The 20,337-nt window shown below is 45.3% G+C and carries 20 protein-coding genes; 4 read left to right on the top strand and 16 right to left on the bottom strand.

From position 1 onward, the window contains the following. Window positions 1–367: 367 nt before the first annotated feature. Entirely contained in the window at window positions 368–2,575 is a 2,208-nt protein-coding gene (pnp, locus tag BACHE_RS04915) for a polyribonucleotide nucleotidyltransferase (RefSeq protein WP_013546610.1), read from the top strand. A gap of 244 nt (window positions 2,576–2,819) precedes the next feature. Here the strand turns inward: pnp and buk are convergent, their stop codons facing one another. Both buk and BACHE_RS04905 read right to left on the bottom strand, forming a co-directional pair. Then, entirely contained in the window at window positions 2,820–3,881 is a 1,062-nt protein-coding gene (gene buk, locus BACHE_RS04910; RefSeq protein ID WP_013546609.1) for a butyrate kinase, read from the bottom strand. Window positions 3,882–3,918: 37 nt separating this feature from the next. Beyond that, on the bottom strand, window positions 3,919–4,836 hold the full coding sequence (locus tag BACHE_RS04905) for a phosphate acyltransferase (RefSeq protein ID WP_013546608.1): 918 nt from the start codon (window positions 4,834–4,836) through the stop codon (window positions 3,919–3,921). A 251-nt stretch (window positions 4,837–5,087) separates the two neighbouring features. Here BACHE_RS04905 and BACHE_RS04900 point away from each other — a divergent pair, with 251 nt between their 5' ends. From BACHE_RS04900 to BACHE_RS04890, 3 genes are all read left to right on the top strand, one after another. Then, entirely contained in the window at window positions 5,088–6,026 is a 939-nt protein-coding gene (locus BACHE_RS04900; RefSeq protein ID WP_013546607.1) for a S66 peptidase family protein, read from the top strand. After that, window positions 6,023–7,033, top strand: coding sequence for a M20 family metallopeptidase (locus BACHE_RS04895; protein WP_013546606.1), 1,011 nt, complete (start codon window positions 6,023–6,025; stop codon window positions 7,031–7,033). The genes BACHE_RS04900 and BACHE_RS04895 overlap by 4 nt, the downstream gene beginning before the upstream one ends. 63 nt (window positions 7,034–7,096) lie before the next feature. Beyond that, on the top strand, window positions 7,097–7,522 hold the full coding sequence (locus BACHE_RS04890) for a SufE family protein (RefSeq protein ID WP_013546605.1): 426 nt from the start codon (window positions 7,097–7,099) through the stop codon (window positions 7,520–7,522). A 45-nt stretch (window positions 7,523–7,567) separates the two neighbouring features. On the opposite strand, the gene BACHE_RS04885 is transcribed toward BACHE_RS04890, so the two are convergent. From BACHE_RS04885 to BACHE_RS04820, 14 genes are all read right to left on the bottom strand, one after another. Then, a complete protein-coding gene (locus BACHE_RS04885; protein WP_013546604.1) occupies window positions 7,568–7,777 on the bottom strand; it encodes a helix-turn-helix domain-containing protein in 210 nt (69 codons plus the stop codon). Window positions 7,778–7,795: 18 nt separating this feature from the next. Then, the gene (locus BACHE_RS04880; RefSeq protein WP_013546603.1) at window positions 7,796–8,014 is read right to left on the bottom strand and encodes a hypothetical protein; all 219 of its coding nucleotides are present in this window, start codon (window positions 8,012–8,014) and stop codon (window positions 7,796–7,798) included. Window positions 8,015–8,033: 19 nt separating this feature from the next. Beyond that, window positions 8,034–8,639, bottom strand: coding sequence for a DUF2975 domain-containing protein (locus BACHE_RS04875; protein ID WP_013546602.1), 606 nt, complete (start codon window positions 8,637–8,639; stop codon window positions 8,034–8,036). Between the two features lie 18 nt (window positions 8,640–8,657). Further along, a complete protein-coding gene (locus tag BACHE_RS04870; protein WP_041579202.1) occupies window positions 8,658–9,302 on the bottom strand; it encodes a DUF2975 domain-containing protein in 645 nt (214 codons plus the stop codon). 21 nt (window positions 9,303–9,323) lie between these two features. Then, on the bottom strand, window positions 9,324–9,992 hold the full coding sequence (locus BACHE_RS04865) for a DUF2975 domain-containing protein (protein ID WP_013546600.1): 669 nt from the start codon (window positions 9,990–9,992) through the stop codon (window positions 9,324–9,326). Then, complete coding sequence (locus tag BACHE_RS04860) at window positions 9,989–10,783, bottom strand: CPBP family intramembrane glutamic endopeptidase (RefSeq protein ID WP_013546599.1); 795 nt, start codon at window positions 10,781–10,783, stop codon at window positions 9,989–9,991. Before BACHE_RS04860 ends, BACHE_RS04865 begins: the two co-directional genes overlap by 4 nt. Before the next feature lie 186 nt (window positions 10,784–10,969). Next, window positions 10,970–11,458: a DUF3836 domain-containing protein gene (locus BACHE_RS04855; RefSeq protein ID WP_013546598.1), complete on the bottom strand. Its 489-nt coding sequence runs from the start codon at window positions 11,456–11,458 to the stop codon at window positions 10,970–10,972. A gap of 388 nt (window positions 11,459–11,846) precedes the next feature. Then, window positions 11,847–12,809 carry a riboflavin biosynthesis protein RibF gene (gene ribF, locus BACHE_RS04850; RefSeq protein ID WP_013546597.1) on the bottom strand — a complete coding sequence of 321 codons (963 nt, stop codon included), beginning with the start codon at window positions 12,807–12,809 and terminating at the stop codon, window positions 11,847–11,849. Beyond that, the gene (locus BACHE_RS04845; RefSeq protein ID WP_013546596.1) at window positions 12,800–13,471 is read right to left on the bottom strand and encodes an HAD family hydrolase; all 672 of its coding nucleotides are present in this window, start codon (window positions 13,469–13,471) and stop codon (window positions 12,800–12,802) included. The genes ribF and BACHE_RS04845 overlap by 10 nt, the downstream gene beginning before the upstream one ends. Window positions 13,472–13,475: 4 nt before the next feature. After that, the gene (locus BACHE_RS04840; RefSeq protein WP_013546595.1) at window positions 13,476–16,160 is read right to left on the bottom strand and encodes a calcium-translocating P-type ATPase, PMCA-type; all 2,685 of its coding nucleotides are present in this window, start codon (window positions 16,158–16,160) and stop codon (window positions 13,476–13,478) included. A gap of 137 nt (window positions 16,161–16,297) precedes the next feature. Further along, window positions 16,298–17,329, bottom strand: coding sequence for an NAD-dependent epimerase/dehydratase family protein (locus tag BACHE_RS04835; protein WP_013546594.1), 1,032 nt, complete (start codon window positions 17,327–17,329; stop codon window positions 16,298–16,300). A 17-nt stretch (window positions 17,330–17,346) separates the two neighbouring features. Next, window positions 17,347–18,891 carry an ArnT family glycosyltransferase gene (locus BACHE_RS04830; protein WP_013546593.1) on the bottom strand — a complete coding sequence of 515 codons (1,545 nt, stop codon included), beginning with the start codon at window positions 18,889–18,891 and terminating at the stop codon, window positions 17,347–17,349. Further along, window positions 18,888–19,523, bottom strand: coding sequence for a lipid-A-disaccharide synthase N-terminal domain-containing protein (locus BACHE_RS04825; RefSeq protein ID WP_013546592.1), 636 nt, complete (start codon window positions 19,521–19,523; stop codon window positions 18,888–18,890). The genes BACHE_RS04830 and BACHE_RS04825 overlap by 4 nt, the downstream gene beginning before the upstream one ends. A 2-nt stretch (window positions 19,524–19,525) precedes the next feature. Further along, complete coding sequence (locus tag BACHE_RS04820; RefSeq protein WP_041579201.1) at window positions 19,526–20,263, bottom strand: glycosyltransferase family 2 protein; 738 nt, start codon at window positions 20,261–20,263, stop codon at window positions 19,526–19,528. Window positions 20,264–20,337 lie beyond the last annotated feature (74 nt).

Genomic DNA, 20,337 nt, shown 5'->3' with positions numbered 1-20,337 from the left:
CCATTCTTCTGTTTTCGCCCTACTTCCTCCTTACTTTCTCCCTACCAGGTCCCTACCTTCTCCCTGTCTAAGCACAAGGAGTAGGTAAGGACTTGGTAGGGACCTGGTAGGGAGAAGACAGGAAGAGGGTCATGATTGTTCTATTTCTCTTATTTTCTCTTTCCCTATGCCCGAAAAGCGCTTTCCGAATCGCCTGCAAATATACGTCTTTTCAAGTTCAGTCAAAGCATTTTCCACGCATCTTACACATAGAAAACTGCAAAAAACAACTAAATATAAACTTTTTATCTCATTCCCACCATTTTACATGAATAAAATATGTACCTTTGCACGAATTTTGAAAGAAAATATAGATAAAACATTTTTTATGATTAATCCAATTGTTAAGACGATCGAGCTTCCCGATGGCAGAACCATCACGCTCGAAACGGGAAAGCTGGCAAAACAGGCAGACGGTTCTGTAATGCTTCGTATGGGCAACACCATGCTTCTTGCTACTGTTTGTGCCGCCAAGGACGCAGTTCCCGGAACAGATTTCATGCCGTTACAGGTAGAGTACAAAGAAAAATTCTCCGCATTCGGACGTTTTCCCGGAGGTTTTACAAAGCGTGAAGGACGCGCTTCTGATTACGAAATCCTCACTTGCCGCCTCGTTGACCGTGCTCTCCGCCCTCTATTCCCCGACAATTACCACGCAGAAGTATATGTAAATATCATCCTCTTCTCGGCAGACGGCGTTGACATGCCCGATGCATTGGCAGGACTTGCAGCTTCCGCCGCACTTGCCGTTTCAGATATCCCGTTCAACGGCCCCATCTCCGAAGTACGTGTTGCACGTATCGACAACCAGTTCGTCATCAACCCGACTTTCGAGCAATTGGAAAAAGCCGACATGGATCTCATGGTAGGCGCTACCTATGAGAATATCATGATGGTGGAAGGCGAAATGAGCGAGGTTTCAGAGCAGGACTTGCTGGAAGCCATGAAGGCCGCCCACGAAGCTATCAAGATTCAGTGCAAAGCTCAGATGGAACTGGCTGAAGAAGTTGGCTCCACCGTCAAACGTGAATATTGCCATGAAGTCAATGACGAAGAACTCCGCAAGGCTGTTCACGATGCTTGTTACGCAAAAGCATATGCTATTGCCGCTTCCGGCAACAAGAATAAGCACGAACGCATGGATGCATTCGATGCTATCTGTGAAGAATTCAAAGCTCAGTTCTCTGAAGAGGAATTGGCAGAGAAAGCAGCACTTATCGACCGCTACTACCACGATGTAGAAAAAGAAGCAATGCGCCGTTCCATTCTTGATGAAGGCAAGCGTCTGGACGGACGCAAGACTACCGAAATCCGTCCTATCTGGTGTGAAACCAGCTACCTGCCCGGACCTCACGGTTCTGCAATCTTCACACGTGGTGAGACACAATCGTTATCCACCGTTACTTTGGGAACAAAATTAGACGAAAAGATTATCGACGATGTACTGGAACATGGAAAAGAACGTTTCCTGCTGCACTACAACTTTCCTCCATTCTCTACAGGTGAAGCCAAAGCCCAACGAGGTGTAGGCCGTCGTGAAATCGGGCACGGGCATCTGGCATGGCGTGCTTTGAAAGGACAAATCCCTGCCGACTATCCATACGTAGTACGTGTGGTTTCCGACATTCTCGAATCAAACGGTTCCTCTTCAATGGCTACCGTATGTGCCGGGACGCTGGCATTAATGGATGCCGGCGTAAAAATCAAGAAGCCGGTATCGGGCATTGCAATGGGACTTATCAAAAATGCAGGCGAAGCAAAATATGCCGTACTGTCTGACATCCTCGGCGATGAAGACCATTTGGGTGACATGGACTTCAAGGTAACTGGGACGAAAGACGGCATCACTGCCACTCAGATGGATATCAAGTGTGACGGACTGACTTATGACATTCTGGAAAAAGCTTTGCTGCAAGCCAAAGAGGGGCGCGAATTTATTCTCGGTAAAATCACAGAATGCATTGCAGAACCCCGTGAAGACCTGAAGCCACATGCTCCGCGTATCGAAACGATGACTATCCCCAAAGAATTTATCGGAGCCATCATTGGCCCCGGCGGAAAGATCATCCAGGGTATGCAAGAAGAAACCGGTGCTACCATCACTATCGAGGAAATAGACAATGTGGGTAGAATTGAGATTGCCGGAACAAACAAGCAATGTATTGATGACGCAATGCGCATGATCAAAGGCATCGTAGCCGTACCCGAAGTAGGTGAAGTCTATAAAGGTAAAGTGCGGAGCATCATGCCTTACGGTGCATTTGTTGAATTCTTGCCCGGCAAAGACGGCTTGCTGCACATCTCCGAGATTGACTGGAAACGTCTGGAAACAGTAGAAGAAGCCGGAATCAAAGAAGGTGATGAAATAGAAGTGAAACTGTTGGAGGTTGACCCGAAAACCGGCAAGTTCAAACTGTCTCGTAAAGTATTGCTTCCGAAACCCGAAGGCTATGTTGAACGTCCCGAAAGAGGCGAGCGCCGCGACAGAAACGACAGAGGAGGTGAACGCCGCGAACGTCGAGACAGAAACGACTAAGCTCCCTACTCCATTCAATACAAAAGCGCCCGGCGGAATTGATTTTCCACCGGGCGCTTTTTATATAAAAAGATCGGAAAGTACCCCCATACTTTCCGATCCGAAACAGTCAAAAATCGACCTTAATCAATTTATTAACTTAACACGGCAACAAAGATATAAGAAAAAAATTTCTACCACGACCTTTTTCTTGTTTTTTTTTATGACTGAGTATTGCCGTAATAAGGGCAGCAAGAAGCAAAAGTTATTGATAAACCTGTATAGGCAACTCCCCACGTAAAGCGCCTAAAGCATTCAAAGCCAATGCTTCCAATTCATCCTCTCCTGGATACACATACACAGGAGCAAGGAAAGAGACACGCTCCTCCAAACGGGAAATAATATAATTGGAATAGGCCATGCCACCTGTCAACAAAATGGCATCAATCTTGCCATAAAGAACTGTAGCAGCAGCACCCACGCTTCTGGCTATCTGATAAATCATAGCATTCAGCACCAATTCAGCATGTGTATCACCTTCTTCAATCCGTCTGACAATGGCCTGAACATCCGTAGTACCCAAATGAGCCGTCAATCCGGCACGCCCGGAGATACGTTTTTTCAGTTCGTCTTTGGTATAACGGCCGGAATTACAAAGATCTATCAACTGACCGGCAGGAAGGGTTCCGGCACGTTCCGGTGAAAAAGGGCCTTCACCATCCAAGGCATTGTTCACATCAATGGCACGCCCGTGACAATGTGTCCCTACAGAAATACCACCTCCCAAATGGCAGATTATCAGATCCAGATCTTCATAACGAGTTCCTTGTTCAGCAGCAAAACGCCGAGCTATGGCACGTTGGTTCAAAGCGTGCCAAATGGTAATTTTAGGCATCAGCGGAGAACCGGTGATACGGGCTATTTCCTCTAACTCATCCACCACTCCGGGATCTGCAATAAAGGCACGGCAATCAGGAAGGAGAGCTGCAAGTTCCGAAGCAATAAGACAGCCCAAATTACATGCATGGCTTCTCATGGCGTGGGCTATATCATCAAGCATCACGTCATTCACCTCATACACCCCGCCCGGAATAGGTTTCAGCAATCCTCCACGACCTACAATGGCATCAAAATCAAAAGGGATGCCATTGGCTTTCAACTCATCCATCACCAAATTCTTACGGAATTCAAACTGATCGATAATACGGGGAAATTCAGCCAGTTCTTCTACCGAATGGCGTATATTGCGAAGTAGATGAGGTGTCTCATCTTCATAAACGGCTATTTTTGTAGAGGTAGAACCGGGATTGACAGCAAGTACCTTCATTATTTACGATTTTACGATTAGACGATTAAAGTCTGTTTTACAGATTTCCGGTACTGGTCAGGCAGGCCATGGCAATACTATAATACTTTGACAAGCCGGAATCGCTACGCGATGGCAATACAACCGGACAAACGGGGCCTTGAAGCAATCCCGCCATATCGGCATGAGAAAATAGAGAAACGGCCTTATAGAAAGCGTTTCCCGATTCAATATTAGGAAATATCAAAACATCCGCTTCTCCGTTGATCGGAGAAACAATTCCCTTAATGTCACCACTTGTTTTCTCACAAGCCGTTTTTACATCAAGAGGACCGTCAATAATGACATCACCAAATTCTCCGGCTTCCGCCAGTTCCACAATATTCACATAATCCAATGAATGAGGAAATTTAGCATTGACCTTTTCCGTGCAATGGATAAGTGCAATGCGAGGTTGCTCAATACCAAAATGACGGCAGGTACGGATAGCATACCAAATCATCTCAATGCGTTGCTGCAACGTAGGGCGCGGAATGACGGCCGCATCCGAGAAAAACAGAAGTTTGTCATACGTGGGTATCTGCATCACCGCCAGATGGGTCAGCACATTGCCTTTAGGCAACAAGCCTTTTTCCTTGTCCAGAATAGCGTGAAGCAAATTATCCGTATTAATGATTCCTTTCATCAGAATATCCGCTCCGCCCTCGCGAACGATACGGACCGCTTCGCGTGCAGCCTCATCGGGGTCTTCCACATGCAAAGTCTTGACGTACCGGGGATATTTTTTCAGAGTCGGATATTTTTCCAGAATGGCAGAATCACCAATCATCAGGAATTCTGCAATTCCTTCTTCCAATGCACGGGAAATGGCATATTCCGTATTAGGATCATTAGCGCAAACCACTGCAATGCGCTTTCTTTTATTCAATGTTTTCAGGTGATCGGTTAACTGATCAAAGTTCCGTATCGGTTCCATAACGTTAGATTTTCAGCAAATATCTGAAAAAATGCCGAAAAAAGCAGCATAACAGATGGTGAAATTTTATATGTTTAATATCATTTTGACAAGTCCGCCACAGATTTAGCAGTGTACGGAATATTTCTGTTTTTTACATTTGAGGTATAGCCACATATTAACACAAAGGTTCTTCTTTCTTAAAAATCTGTGTTTGTCTGTGTAATCTTTGGTGAATTGTGTATTTTTGCTGAAAATATAAATGGTAGTCTATGAGTAATCTTATTTTTCCTCCATATTTGAGAGAGGGCGACCGCATCATTATCCTTTCTCCTTCCGGCAAAATAGATAAGTCCTTTTTAAGAGGGGCCGACAAACGCCTGAAGTCTTGGGGGCTGGAGGTTGTTATAGCCAAACATGCCGGCAATGCACACGGAACTTATGCAGGAAGCATCCAACAACGTCTGGAAGATTTGCAGGAAGCCATGGATGATGAAAAAGCCAAAGCCATACTTTGCAGTCGTGGCGGCTATGGGGCTGTACATTTGGTGGGCAAGTCAGACTTTACCAGATTTAAAGAACATCCCAAATGGCTTATTGGCTTCAGCGACATCACAGCCTTGCACAACGAATTCCAACAGAATAACTTTGCAACACTGCATGCTCCCATGGCACGACATCTGACGGTAGAACCGGAGGATGACTTTTGCACACTGGCTTTAAAAGATATCTTGTTCGGAGACGCATTTACCGGCAAAGAGCCATTCAGTTATATCTGTCCGGCGCACAAACTCAATCATAAAGGAAAGAGAGAGGGTGTTTTGCGTGGCGGCAATCTATCTGTCTTTTACGGGCTGCGCGGAACCCCATACGACATACCCGCTGAAGGAACCATCCTTTTCATCGAAGACATAGGCGAACGTCCACATGCTGTGGAACGCATGATGTACAACCTGAAATTGGGTGGTGTACTTGGAAAGTTGTCGGGCCTCGTTATCGGACAGTTCACCGAATATGAAGAGAACAAGTCCTTGGGAAAAGATCTGTATGGCGCATTGGCTGATCTATTAAAAGAATACGACTATCCGGTGTGTTTCAATTTTCCCGTAGGACATGTCACGATGAATGTTCCTTTGATCAATGGAGCAAAAGTCACTTTGGAAGTAAACCAAAAAGAAGTCAAATTAAGTTTTAATACAAAGAAACAATGAAACGGAATTATACATTATTCATTCCCCTTTTCTTGCTACTGGTCGTAGCAATGGTGTCATGCAGCAACAACAGCCGCAAGTCTGACGGTGACAATGAAGAGAATGCAACAAAAGGCATTGTCAATGTGCCCCGATTCAATGCCGACAGCGCTTATCTGTACATACAGGCTCAAGCTGATTTCGGGCCGCGTGTACCCAACACGACTGCCCACAAGGCGTGCGGAAATTTTTTAGCCAATAAACTGGAAGAATTAGGAGCAAAGGTTTATAACCAGAAGGCAGATTTGGTGGCATACGACAATACTATCCTGAAAGCTCGCAACATTATCGGTTCATACAATCCAGAGAATAAAAGGCGCATTCTCCTTTGTTCCCATTGGGACAGCCGACCGTATGCCGACCAGGACACTGACGAAAAGAGCCACAGGACTCCGATTCTCGGAGTAAACGACGGAGCCAGCGGTGTGGGAGTACTGCTTGAAATAGCCCGGCTGTTGCAACAGCAAGCTCCGGCTATCGGCATAGATATCATCTTCTTTGACGCTGAAGACTATGGCATCCCTTCTTTCTACAAAGGAGAATATAAAAAAGATACTTGGTGTCTGGGTTCGCAATATTGGGGACGCATGCCACATGTAGAGGGCTACAACGCCCGCTTCGGAATTCTGCTTGATATGGTAGGCGGCAAGAATGCCACTTTCTACAAAGAACAGTTCTCTCAAAGAACCGCAGGAAAATATGTCAAGAAAATATGGGACACCGCACACCGTCTGGGTTTTGGCAATACTTTCATCAAAGAGCAGGGAACCGAAGTGACCGACGACCATATATATGTATATAACCTCCGTCAGATTCCATGTGTGGATATTATCAATTTAGATCCTAACTCCGATACCGGTTTCGGGGACTTCTGGCATACCCACGATGACAACATGGATATCATTGACAAAAATACGCTCAATGCAGTAGGGCAAACTGTGCTGGAGGTGATTTACAACGAAAAATGAAAGAGACCGGTACAAACAGCCGGAAATAATATAATTTGAAATAGCCAAATAATAAATTTAAAGATGAGCATCAACGAAGTACAAGATGAAGTAATCGCCGAGTTTAATGATTTTGACGATTGGATGGACCGATACCAGCTCCTCATTGACTTGGGTAACGAGCAGGCCCCACTCGATGAAAAATACAAGACGGAACAAAATCTGATAGAAGGTTGCCAGAGCCGCGTATGGCTGCAAGCGGATAACGTGAACGGGAAAATCGTTTTCCAGGCAGAAAGCGATGCACTGATTGTGAAAGGCATCATTTCTCTGCTCATCAAAGTCCTTTCGGGACATACGCCGGACGAGATATTGAGCACCGACCTTTATTTCATCGAGAAGATAGGCTTGAAAGAGCATCTTTCGCCTACCCGCAGCAACGGACTGCTCTCCATGGTAAAACAGATGCGGATGTATGCACTGGCATTCAAGGCAAAGGAAGGGAAATAACAGTCATGGACTGTCTCTAAAAAGGAGCGTTGTAATCGCTCCTTTTTATTCCTCTCCTTCCTGATATTCCAATATATCACCCGGCTGGCAATCCAATACTTTACAGATTGCCTCTAACGTAGAAAAACGGATAGCTTTGGCTTTTCCCGTTTTAAGAATAGAAAGATTGGCGGGCGTAATATCAATCTTCTCCGCCAGTTCGCCCAAAGATATCTTTCTTCTGGCCATCATAATGTCAAGGTTTACTATTATCATATAATTGTTTTCTATTTATCAACTATTCTTTTCCCACTCACACCACCAGTCAGTGTATTGTTTTGTCAACCGGTAATAACCATATATACACAGATACATCCACGGCATTACGATATAGACCTTCCACTTACCCTCAAAGGTAGGAAACAAGATGAGAAAATAGACAATACTTGCCAACAACAAAACCGCAACCAGTCCGACAAAAAAATACAGACCATATTTCACACTTCTCTTCATATCACACTCCTCCTTTCATTTAAATGGTCAGGTCCTGTTCTTGCTTAATCTTCACTCCAACGGCAAATATCTCCGTGAAAAGCGCCAACAACATATAATTAAACCAACTGTACTTAAAAGAGTAAGGTAATACCTCGTACCCCTCCAGTTGAATCTGCGACGCCAAATCCCGATAAATACCCCATCCTTGCAACTCGAATACAAGACCTACAGCAATCAATGAATAGACAAAAAAGCGCATTCTGCGTACATTCTTACGCACAAACACCTCCCCTTTCGTGACAGAAAGTACCAATCGCGCCACACAATAAAAGCCATAAAGGGCAAACAACACTATGGGAAGCACCAGAAAGGACATCCACCGCCACTTCGCACTATGAAAGCCCTGTACCGTCACCTCATTTGTACTGTAAAACATCGGTGTGCCCTGCGCCGCACTGAACAATGTATCGGCAGGCAACGTTCCATCCGCCTTCACCGAAAGCGAAACAGGAGACAATGAATGAAAACTCTTTTGATCGCCTGCTTCACTCCAACCTTCCATAAAGCCGCTGAACATATCTGTAACCACACTACCCACAAATACAAGCAAAGCCAACAAGGCCCATATTCTGATTTTATTCATAATCCGTTTTCTTCTTCGTTAAATTGTCAACTCCTGCTCCTCTTTCATCTTCAGCCCTATATGGAACACCTCCGCACCCAGCAACGAGAAAGCACCCGCCATCAGATATAACAAGGAGGATATCCCGTTAAACTCCAGACGGTAGTTTTCAAAATCAATCAAAGAGCTTGTCCCCCAATAATCCATATAGGCAAACAGGAAACTAAAAAACCAGACACCGACCAATACCAATCCCAGCCTATGCAACAAACGCACATTCTCAAAGGTGAAAACCCGCCGTTCACGGACATTTCTCAAGAAATTGCGGGTCAACCCTATCGAATAAACCACATAGGCAAAAAGCAGCATACCAGACAGGCATCCCACTGCCCTGACCCAAAGCGGAATCCGCTGAACATCCAATGCCATGAATCCCGTTCTCATCTTTTCATAACGCACGGGCAGCACTTCGCCCGATTTTATATTGGTCAATGAATCCGTATAATGATAACCGGTTTTTGAGTCCAGATCTGCCACCAGCCTATACTCTGACTCCGTAGAAAAGTTCTGAAAGACATAATCTACGACACGGGAACCTTCCGCATAGATAAAATACCCATACAATCCGGCTATAAAAGCCGAAAGCAGGTAACAAAGAATTATACTTTTTGACATTTCTTTCATAATCAATTTCCTCCTGTTCCGTTAAATCGTCAACTCCTGCTCCTCTTTCATCTTCAGCCCGATAGCAAACACCTCGCCCACTATCAGCGAGCAAAGCCCAAGCACCAAGGTGGTGATACTCACCATCTCGGAGATGCTTAAATCGTAGCCACGGAGCGAGAAGGCCTCGCGAACAGTAACAAGATCAAGATAGGCTCCCATAAACACACAACAAAAACCAAGAATCAGAGCTATGCCCAAACGTCGCAAGCGGCGCACGTTACGCCAGTTAAAGATGTCGGACTTATTGATGGAAATAATCAGACGAATGAACAGCACGACAGCCCAAATAGACAAACCTAAATGCAGATATACCAACAGTACGTTTATTACCCTTTCCCAAACGGGAGCATGAGTGTCCACACTGACTACCATAGAAGAATAAGATACGGGTACATACAAACCGTCCTTGTCATTGCAAACAGAATCGGCAAGAATACCTTTTACAGAAAGATCATGCGGTGTCAGGCCTATGCTTCGCAGATTCATCAGCTTCATATAGTCCGCAGGAGCAGAGTTATCCTTCTCTATTTCCATTCCGGCCTCCGCACCTGCCTTGGCCCCAAGAAAAAAAGTATATCCCGTCTCCAGTACCGAATAGCTCAGCACCAGCAGCACAATCACACACAGGATGTTCAATCGTCTTTTCATAATTCAGTTATTGTTATATTAGTATCAGGTAGTTTATATTTATTCAGAATCATCAGCGAAAGCAGCAACAGCAGGATAGCAACCAGCAAACAAATCAAATAAGCCGGATCCCCCAAAAGTTCATGTGTATTTTCCACATCAGGATAAACCACACTGAGGCAAACACTCAACGTATTATTCAGAATATGAATCAAAATGCCGGGAATCAGACTGCCTGTCCGATAATAGAGCCAGGCAAAAAGAAAACCCGAAAGACAAGCACCCACCACTTGCGCAGGATTAATATGGAAAATTCCGAAAATCAATCCCGAAAGTAAGATTGCCGTCCAGGGACTATATTTATGAAGCAGCACTTTTGTGACAGCACCACGAAACAAGAGTTCTTCCAGAATGGGACCCAGCAATGTAATGCAAAGCAATCCCAGAACATTGGATTGCAGGACATCAAAGGTAGAATGCATCCAATCCGGCAAGAAGCTAAGACCGGACATCACAAAATCCACCAAGAAGATGGCAGAGGCCCCTGCCACCAGACTTACCGCCAAATAAAGAACCGATACGGGCGAATATAGACGCCCGTCGTTTTTCAGATAGCCTGCACGCCACAAGAAAATCCCCATGAACAGAAAGCCGAACAGCATTGCCAGCCCCATGAATATGGGCTGCACTTCAGCTACACCCAACCGGCCGTAAACGACATAGCCATATATCAACCCGAAGGGTGCAGCAAGCATCGCTCCCAATATCTGCATCAGAAAGTTAATCAAAACCAATTTAATCGATGTCTTCATCGTTCCATTTCTTTTAAAAGCGTGCAAAGATACATATTTTCGCTGTCTTTTCGTCAGGCTGTGGCAACAACTCCCACCATCAACATCATTAATGTAGAAAGCGACAATACCAAAAGCGTTATACTCATGAATGCTTTTCTCATAATCCAATCTCTTTTCATCCCTTTTCTTCCCATGATACTTCTCCTATCTATTGGCAATCAGCCGTACATCCTCATCCTTGACGATGCGGTGTTCTACCAACATATTCCAACTGCCCTCCTTTTCATTCCAACGATAACTTTGATAGTTCACATTGACACCTTCCTGCATATAGACAGCCTTTTCTTTCACATTACCATAGCTGTTTGTCTGCTTGTTCCATAAAGCATATACCACATCGACACCTGCTTCCGTGTAATTGTAGTTCAGGCAGAAGTAACGTTCATAGGTACAATCTGTTTCATTCCACTTCAACGCCTCTTTCTTCACCACACGGCCTTGGGCATCGTACTCAAAACTATACTTCAGATGGTTTTCAAGAAACTTGCCGTCTTTTAACTTATATACGGTTTGCGTTTTCACCTGGCTACCATCCGTCTCCGTGTTATAGGCAAAATTCTTGGCCTCGTTACCTGCCAAAGCGTTAACCATTGCTGTCATTGCGAAGATTGCTGTCATTACTAAAGTTTTCATACTGTTTCCTCCTATTACTTTAAGTCATTATTTTTGTTTCTCGATAATCATTTATCGTTTTTCGATATGCAAAGGAAACACTTATTTTTTAATCTACAAAGGAAAACAGAAAAAATTTATCGAAAAACAATAAAAAACAGATGTTTTACAATAAATGCATATAAAAACCACCCGTCAGAGGAATTAGAAAACTGTGCCAAACAAATATATTGCGAATGTACTATACCGGCAAGAAGCACCGGGCTGCAAGCTAAGATGTCATAAGACATAAGCCACTGATAGATTCATACTTATTTTGCCAGCAAAGTGGCAAGACTTCGGAAGAGGCTCACCACTGCATCGAATCAATCAGTTCATCTCCACGACCTTGCCCCTCAAAACTGACTGCTTATCGCTCTTGCCGGATACTGGAGGTACTCATGGAAAGCACGGAATTAATCTCTTCCTCATCCCGGCGGATGCGGGCTATAAGCTCTTCAACCGTATTGAATTTCTGTTCCGGACGCATATAGCGCACAAAGGAAACTTGCATTGGACGGTCATAAATATCGGCATCAAAATGGAAGATATTAACCTCTATGCTACGGTCAGTACCATTGGCAAGAGTAGGGCGATAACCGATACTCAGCATGCCCCCGTATCTCATTCCGTCCAAAGACACATAAACGGCATATACCCCATCGGAAGGAATGATCTTATCAGGACTATCGACACGGAGATTTGCCGTAGGAAATCCTATTTTACGCCCCACCTGATAGCCGCCCACCACCGTGCCTCCCAAAAAGAAGCCATACCCCAAATATTCGGCGGCTGCGGATACATTTCCTTTCAGCAGCAGATGGCGAATGAGGGAGGAACTGACCGTTGATCCGGTTTTCTCCTTATTATAATAATATGCATGCGCAAGGAGCACCTCAATGCCCAATTCCTTGCCGTAGCGCACATAGTCATCAAAACCTTCACTGCGATTGTGCCCGAACCGATGGTCATAACCTATCACCAAAACTTCTATCAGATAGCGCTCCTTCAATACAGCCATAAATTGCCGCGCCGAAAGCCGTGCCACCTCCGGAGTAAAATCAAGCATCATGCAATAATCTATCCCGGTTTCGGCAAGCAGCGAAATTTTCTCGTCACAGGTAGTCAATAATGCAGGATGATAATCAGAACACATCACTTGGCGCGGATGTATGGGGAAAGTAATGACTGCCGAGGCAAGACCGCGCATGGCAGCAACCTCGCATACCTGTTCTATCAAGTAGCGATGTCCCCGGTGCACCCCATCAAAAAAGCCGATGGTAGCTATGCTCGGCCGGAGAACAATATCTGACGTTTCGCAAACTAACCGCACGAGAGATTATGATTTAGCCACCCCGCCGGAGCAGCAGATTGCCGTTTCTCAAAAAGGAAACTCCAGTCTTCACCGGCTTTAGGAGTATAAGTAAAGATTCCCAATGCCTCCGCCGTCCGGCAATTGTCTTCAGAATCATCGATAAAAAGAGTCTCTCCGGGAGAAATACCGGTATCATTCAACACTTTCTGAAAAATCTCAGCATCCGGTTTAGCCATTCTCATCTCATAAGAAAGGTAGATATGCTCAAAATAATCTTCCACCCGGAAGGTCTTGTAGGGAAACGCATTCCGGCACGACCATTGCCAGTGGATGTCATTAGTGTTGCTCAACAGATAGACCACATAATCCTTACGCAGCCTCAACAATAAATCCAACTTGTATTCCGGAATACCGATCAAAAAACTGTTCCAAGCTTCATCAATCTGTGCATCAGTTACTGCCTTGCCTATTTTTCCACGAATCACATCGCGGAATTCAGCACTGGAAATCAATCCCTTCTCATACTTCCGGAAGAAATCCTGCTGGTGATACAAGTCCAGCATCACTTCTACATCAGGCAATTCAAGTTTTTTAAAATTCTCTATACACCGTTGGCGGTCCAGATCTATCAAGACACCGCCAAAATCAATAATAAGGTTTTTAATTCCTTTTCTCTTCATCTTTCTATTTCTGCGTTAAACGTCGGAGGAGACGTATAAATTCACCTGCCCATAGGACAAAAGAGGTAGAAGCAATAATCGTTATCCAAGTCATGAAATCAAGCGGTTCTGTACGGAATACAGTTCCACCGAACTGCACGATGAGTATCTGTCCTCCCAAAATGGCAAATACAATCAACTCCATGCCATAAGATTTGGAAATTCCCCTGAACGCCGAATCCGACGTGCCGAACACACGCGCATTGAAAAGGTTCCAGAATTGCAGCATGACAAAAAATGTAAAAAAGACCGTAAGGCGGCGGGTGGTCATGCCTCCCTCTGCGTGATTGAACCAGAACAGCATGCCCATCAGCAATATCAGGAACAGCATGCCCATGCCCAAAATATAATATCTCATGGATTTGGTTATGATAAAATCGTCACTCTTACGAGGCTTCTCTTTCATCACACTCTCACTGGGAGGAATAGAAGCCAATGCCAATGCCGCAAAGGTGTCCATAATCAGGTTCACCCATAACATCTGAGTGACAGTCAAAGGCAGGTCAGTACCCACCAAAGATCCCATCAACACGATGAACAATGCCACAAAGTTTATTGTCAACTGAAACACAATAAAACGCTGGATATTCTTATACAGGGAGCGTCCCCACATTACGGCAGTGCCGATACTGTTGAACGAGTCGTCCAGCAAAGTAATATCACTCGCCTCTTTTGCCACGGAAGTTCCCGTACCCATCGAGAGTCCCACTTGCGCATGGTTCAATGCGGGAGCATCGTTGGTTCCGTCGCCTGTCACGGCTACCACCGCGCCTTTCTGTTGCAGCAGTTGCACCAGACGTTGCTTATCCGTGGGGCGTGCACGCGACATTATTTTCAAGTCCATCACGCGCTCCAGGGCCTCTTCATCTGTCAGGTCGGCAAAAGCTGCTCCCGTAATCCGGTTGCGCTCCGTATCTTCCGGTTTCCACAAACCGATCTGCCGGGCTATTTCCGTAGCCGTTCCCGGTGTATCTCCCGTTACTATCTTTACTCCGATGCCTGCCAACCTGCATTTGGCCACCGCGGCAGGCACATCCGGACGAATCGGATCACTGATGGCCACCACACCCAAAAACGACAAATCATTCCGGGCAACCAATGACACGCAGTCCTCTGCTTCAGCTTCATCCACAACCTTAAAAGCAAATCCGAGCGTACGCATTGCCATATTCTGATAGTCCAGCAACCGCGCTTCCACCGTAGAACGATATTCCACCGCATCCACCCGCTTATCCCCAAGAAGAACGTCCTTGCACTTGCCCAGCACTATTTCAGGAGCGCCTTTTATGTACAGGACTTTTTTCTTCATCAGAGGAGAATGTACCAAAGTAGCCATAAACTTACGTTCGGTAGAAAAGGTCAACTGGTCGATCACCTTTGCGTCTTCGCGCAAGGCCAAGTAATCTTTACCTTGACCGTTCAGCCACAAAAGTAGCGCCACTTCCGTAGGATTGCCCATACCCTTCGGTTTTTCATCAGCAGCAGATTCTTCAAGAAAAGCAGTGGAGTTAACGCTTATACCTTCCATTATCAGCTTACTGAGGTCATCATCTCCTATTTCTCTCCGATTTTTCAATCCATAAAAATCAGAATCATGTACTTGCATCAAATTCTGTGTCAACGTGCCCGTCTTATCCGTGCAGATAACGGTAATTGCCCCCATCGTTTCGCAGGCATGCATCTTACGAACCAGATTATTGGTAGAAAGCATACGGCGCATGTTCAGTGCCAGGCTGAGAGTCACGCTCATCGGCAGACCTTCGGGCACAGCGACCACAATCAGCGTTACCGCCATCATAAAGTAACGCAGCGTGTCCTGCAAAGCCGGCAACCAGTCGCGGAAGGTATGGAATGATGAGAAATCATAAATCAGAACAACATCCTTGACAAAAAAGATCAGAAAAGCCAAAGCAGCCACAGAAAATCCTATCTTTCCGATAAGATTGGCCAACTTGGTTAACTGTATGTTCAGGGGGGTAGGTTCCGTGTTCTGCTCTGTGCTTTGGCGTGCCACTTTTCCAATTTCCGTTGTATCACCCACAGCGTCCACACACATGGTTCCATGTCCGTCAACCACGGTAGTACCACGTAGAATACGGTTTGAGGCATAAGTCGCTTCATCATCGAATTCGGCTTCCACAACAGTCTTCGTAACAACCGGTTCACCTGTCAGGTTCGACTCGTTTACCTGTAAAGATATGGCGTCCAAAAGCTTGCCGTCCGCAGGTGTCTCCTCACCCGTTTCCAATACAACAATGTCTCCCACCACTACATCTTTACGGGGAATTTCCTGCACATGCCCATTACGAATCACTTTCACCAAAGTCTCCTCGTTCACCGCATTCAGCAGGTCAAACTTCTTGCTGGCATCATATTCAAAGAAAAAGCCGATGCCTGTAGCCAACAAAATGGCAGCGATAATGCCAATTGTTTCGGCATACTCATTTTCTATAATGGAAATCATCAGGGAGAAAAAGGCAGCCAACAGTAATACTCTGACCACCGGATCCTCAAACTTCTCCAGATACAACTTCCATAGGGAAGGACGTTTAGGGGGAGTCAACACATTGACACCATGTTCGGCGCGACTCTTGCGCACTTCTTCATCCGTAAGCCCGACGTGATAATAATCATCCTTTATTGCAGTCATGCAAGTCTTTAGGTTTAATTTGGAGTCGCAAAATTACGGAAATATATCGGTAAAGCAATGTTATTACTTTTTTTTAAGAAGACCTTGCGGCGTTATATCACCTGATAATTTTTTGCTTGCCCAGCACACTCCCAAACTCATTGTAAATGGTGATACGCTTTGAACCAATCATAAAAACAGCCGATTCCTTCCTCCATAGACACCTCCGGACTATAACCGAAATCGTGATGCAGATGAGACACATCGGCGCAGGTGCAATAGACATCTCCCGGTTGCATATCTTCCATCTGCATGACCGCCTTGTGCCCAGTAACACACTCGATGGCAGATATGAAATCAAGCAATTTGACAGGAGAAGCATGACCGATATTATATACCCGTGCAGGAATAGCTTCTTCCGAAGGATGTTCTATCAGTAGTAAAAGTCCGTTTACAATGTCATCTATGTAGGTAAAATCGCGAGACAGGTTGCCATGGTTGAACACTTTGATGGACTTCCCGTCAAGAATGGCCTTCATAAAAAGGTAGGGAGCCATGTCCGGCCGCCCCCACGGACCATAGACAGTGAAGAAACGAAGTCCGGTGACAGGAATTCCGTAAAGTTTGCTATAAGCATATGCCATCAGTTCGTTCGACTTTTTGGTAGCTGCATAAAGGCTCACAGGATGGTCGGTTTTGTCGTCTTCACTATAAGGAACATTATCGTCCATGCCATAAACACTACTCGAACTGGCATATAACAAATGTTTTACCGCATAGTGACGGCATGCTTCCAGCACATTAAGAAAGCCCAATATATTGGACTCTACATAAGCGTATGGATTTTCTATTGAATACCTGACCCCGGGCTGACCGGCGAGATTCACCACTATGTCAAAGTTCTCGTTTTCAAACAACCGTTCCATAGCTACACGATCGGCCAGATCAATTTTGATAAACCGATATGCAGGAAAAATGGTACTGACTACAGGCCTTCCGTCATGTATTTCCTCTTGTACGATACCGGCAGATAGCAACCGGGCATACTTCAATGAAGTGTCATAATAGGAATTGATATTATCCATGCCCGTCACGTTGTAGCCCTGCTTCAGCAAGGCGTTGACCAATTGTGAACCAATAAATCCGGCAGCACCGGTAACAAGAATATGAGACTGATTATGAGTTGTCATTTAACTATTTCATTTGTTTATAACACAACAATGGCGTTCTCACCTACCTGATATTTCTCCTTGCAATGAACAATTTTCTCCGCTTCCTTTTGTGGAAGCATCAAAATCATGTCAGTCAAACCGGATGGCAGTACATCGTCCGAAGGCAATATCTTAACCTCGCGATGCAGATACACATCCATATTCTCCGGCCGGGACAGATGCCATACACCGAATGTTTTTATCCTGTGACGGGCAGCAATAGCAACCGACTTGCGGCACAAAACTCCATATCCCAAGCGGTCGTTGATTTGCGGGATACCCCATCCGCCTACAAACAGAGCGAAAAACAGCCCCACGCTCATCAGGCGCAATGTCTTGGGCATGGCACGATAACGAAACAAAAGATACAAAGAGGCCACCCCCGTCATCGTAAGTATCACGGCAGTGGCATAAAAAAATCCATGCCGCAGGTAACTGAACTCCGGCATAGATGCAAACACACAAAACACCGGAAGAACAGCTACAAATGCCAGAGCAGGGATTGCCACCGCACAAACCATCCATCCGTTCCGCCTCATGCGCTGCAAGCTAATAACCCCTAAATAAATGATGAAGGGGTAGGCAGGTATCAGATAGATGTCTATCTTCGAGCTGATGAATGACAAGATGACCAGTGTACACCCGATTACCGTAAGAAAGAATCGACTCAACGAACTTTGCCAATGCTTCTTGAAAAACAAGGAAGCAATGATGATTCCGCCCGTCAACAGCGACCAGGGCATCATGCAATACCACATGGAATAAAGATAATAATAGAAAGGCCGACTATGGGCAAACGAGTTTACAGCTCTATCCACGGTCTGATGTATCAGGAGGTTTTGCAGGTAAGCTTCTCCGCCTTCAAAGTAAACCATTCCAAACCACAGGAGACACCCTCCAAGCAACAAACACCAAGTGCGCCAGCCCCAATAGATTACCAGCGTCCGCCACTTCTTGGCAAACATCAGATAAACCAACGTAGAGATAAGAGGAATAAGAAATCCCAACGGCCCTTTGGTGAATAGAGCCAAGAATACATAAAGCGGAAAAAGCCATTTTCCCCGGCTATGCGCAAAACTCTCATCATGGCACATCCGATAGAAAGTATGAAGTGAAAGCAAGATAAACCAGCACATCAGCATATCCATGCGCAAAATGACCGCCGTACCCAAAAACATCCCGCAACTCATCAGCATCAGCATGGCGGCAGAACGATAGCCCGAAGATATTTCCTCTTTCGCCCACCTGTCCATCAACAAGGTACACCCAAATGCCGGCAACAGAGAAAACAGAGAAAGAAACCACATCTGATGACTTCCGAACAAGACCTTGCCCAGCATGACAATCCACAGATAGAGAGGAGGCTTGTCGGCATACGGAACGCCATGGTTGGTGAAGGCAAAGAGATTTCCCTGCCGCAAAGCCTCGTCGGCGATGCTCAGATAGCGGAGTTCGTTGGATGGCGTAAAATCCCTAAAGACCAATAGAGGCAGCAAAGCTATGAAAACAAACAGGCAAATGATGTATTCTTTTCTTTTCATGAAGGTATCTCCTTTTGGCTATGCAATATACATAAGTTGCGTATGTAGGCCACAAATCCGAAAGATTGTCCGATGATGAGCACAGGGTCAAAACGAATCATGCCATAAACGATGATGGCAGAAGAACCCGTCAGGCTGATTATCCAGAATCCTGCCGGCAACACAGATTCGTGGCGGCGATAAGAGTAATGCCATTGATAAATGAAGCGGAGCGTAAAAATGACTTGCCCTAACGAACCGCCTACCAACAACCAGAGTGGAACATCTTCATTATGAAAAAATCTGTCTGCCAGTGCACCGGCATCTCGCATTGCAAACAAGAGAGCTGCTACCGGAGTAAACAGCAACAAGAGCTTGAGCACTCGGTGCAACCGATTCCAAACTCCCTTTTCACGCAGATTCCATACATAAATATAATAGGAAATCACCTGTCCCAACACAATGGAAAAATCATGGCGCAGCCATCCGTATAGGCAGAGAAAGTATGCCCCTGCAAGGCTCAGCGTCCAAAACAAGGAAGGCGAAAGCACCTTGCGTGCCCGTTCGGACATCAACCACTGAACCAATATACGCGCCGAAAAGAAAAGCTGAGCCGTAAAGCCTATGGCAAAAACTATCCACTGCTGATTCATAGCTATGCTACAGTATTTCGTTCCGCAACGCTACAATTGATATATCGTTTCTTCATCCACCGGTAAGCAAAGCAATCTAAGAATGGAGACACCAAACGGTTCCACAAATGATATTTGGAAACTCCTGCCACGCGAGGATAGTGCCGAACCGGAACCTGCCTGACGCTTCCGCCTTCTTGAAGAAGAATCAAAGCGGGAAGAAAGCGGTGCATCCCGGTGAAGAATGGTATGCGTTTGGCAGCATCAGTATGCATCACCTTCAGAGGGCAACCGGTATCCTGCATACCATCGTGTGTCATCCGGCGACGAAATCCATTGGCAATGCGCGATTGCAACTTCTTGAAACCCGAATCTTTGCGATTTGCCCGGATTCCTGTCACCAATGTATATTGCTCGATGTCAGTCAGAAGCAGGTTGAAATCTTCCGGATCGGTCTGCAAGTCAGCATCTATATAACCCACATAATTCGATTCCGTTTCGTCAATACCTGCCTTAATGGCAGCACTCAAGCCTTTGTTCTGAGAATAGGAAATGTAATAGAAATCGGGGTTCTGTTGGCACATCTTCTTGATGCCTTCCAAACTACGGTCGGATGAACCGTCATTGACAAACAAAAGGCAAGATTTACAGGCAGCATGAGAAAGATACTTACCTAACTTTTCTTCCAAAGCCGAAATATTCTCCTCTTCGTTGTAGATGGGCACAACAATAGTAAATTTATACAAAGATGTTTTATTCATGCTTCCTGTTGAGAATTCAGAGTGCAAAACTACATACTATTTATTAATTTCATTCAACAACAGCCTAATAAGAG

Origin of the sequence: Bacteroides helcogenes P 36-108, assembly GCF_000186225.1 — a bacterium.
In the GTDB taxonomy this organism is placed as follows: Bacteria; Bacteroidota; Bacteroidia; order Bacteroidales; family Bacteroidaceae; genus Bacteroides; species Bacteroides helcogenes.
This window is presented reverse-complemented; position numbering and strand designations above follow the sequence as displayed.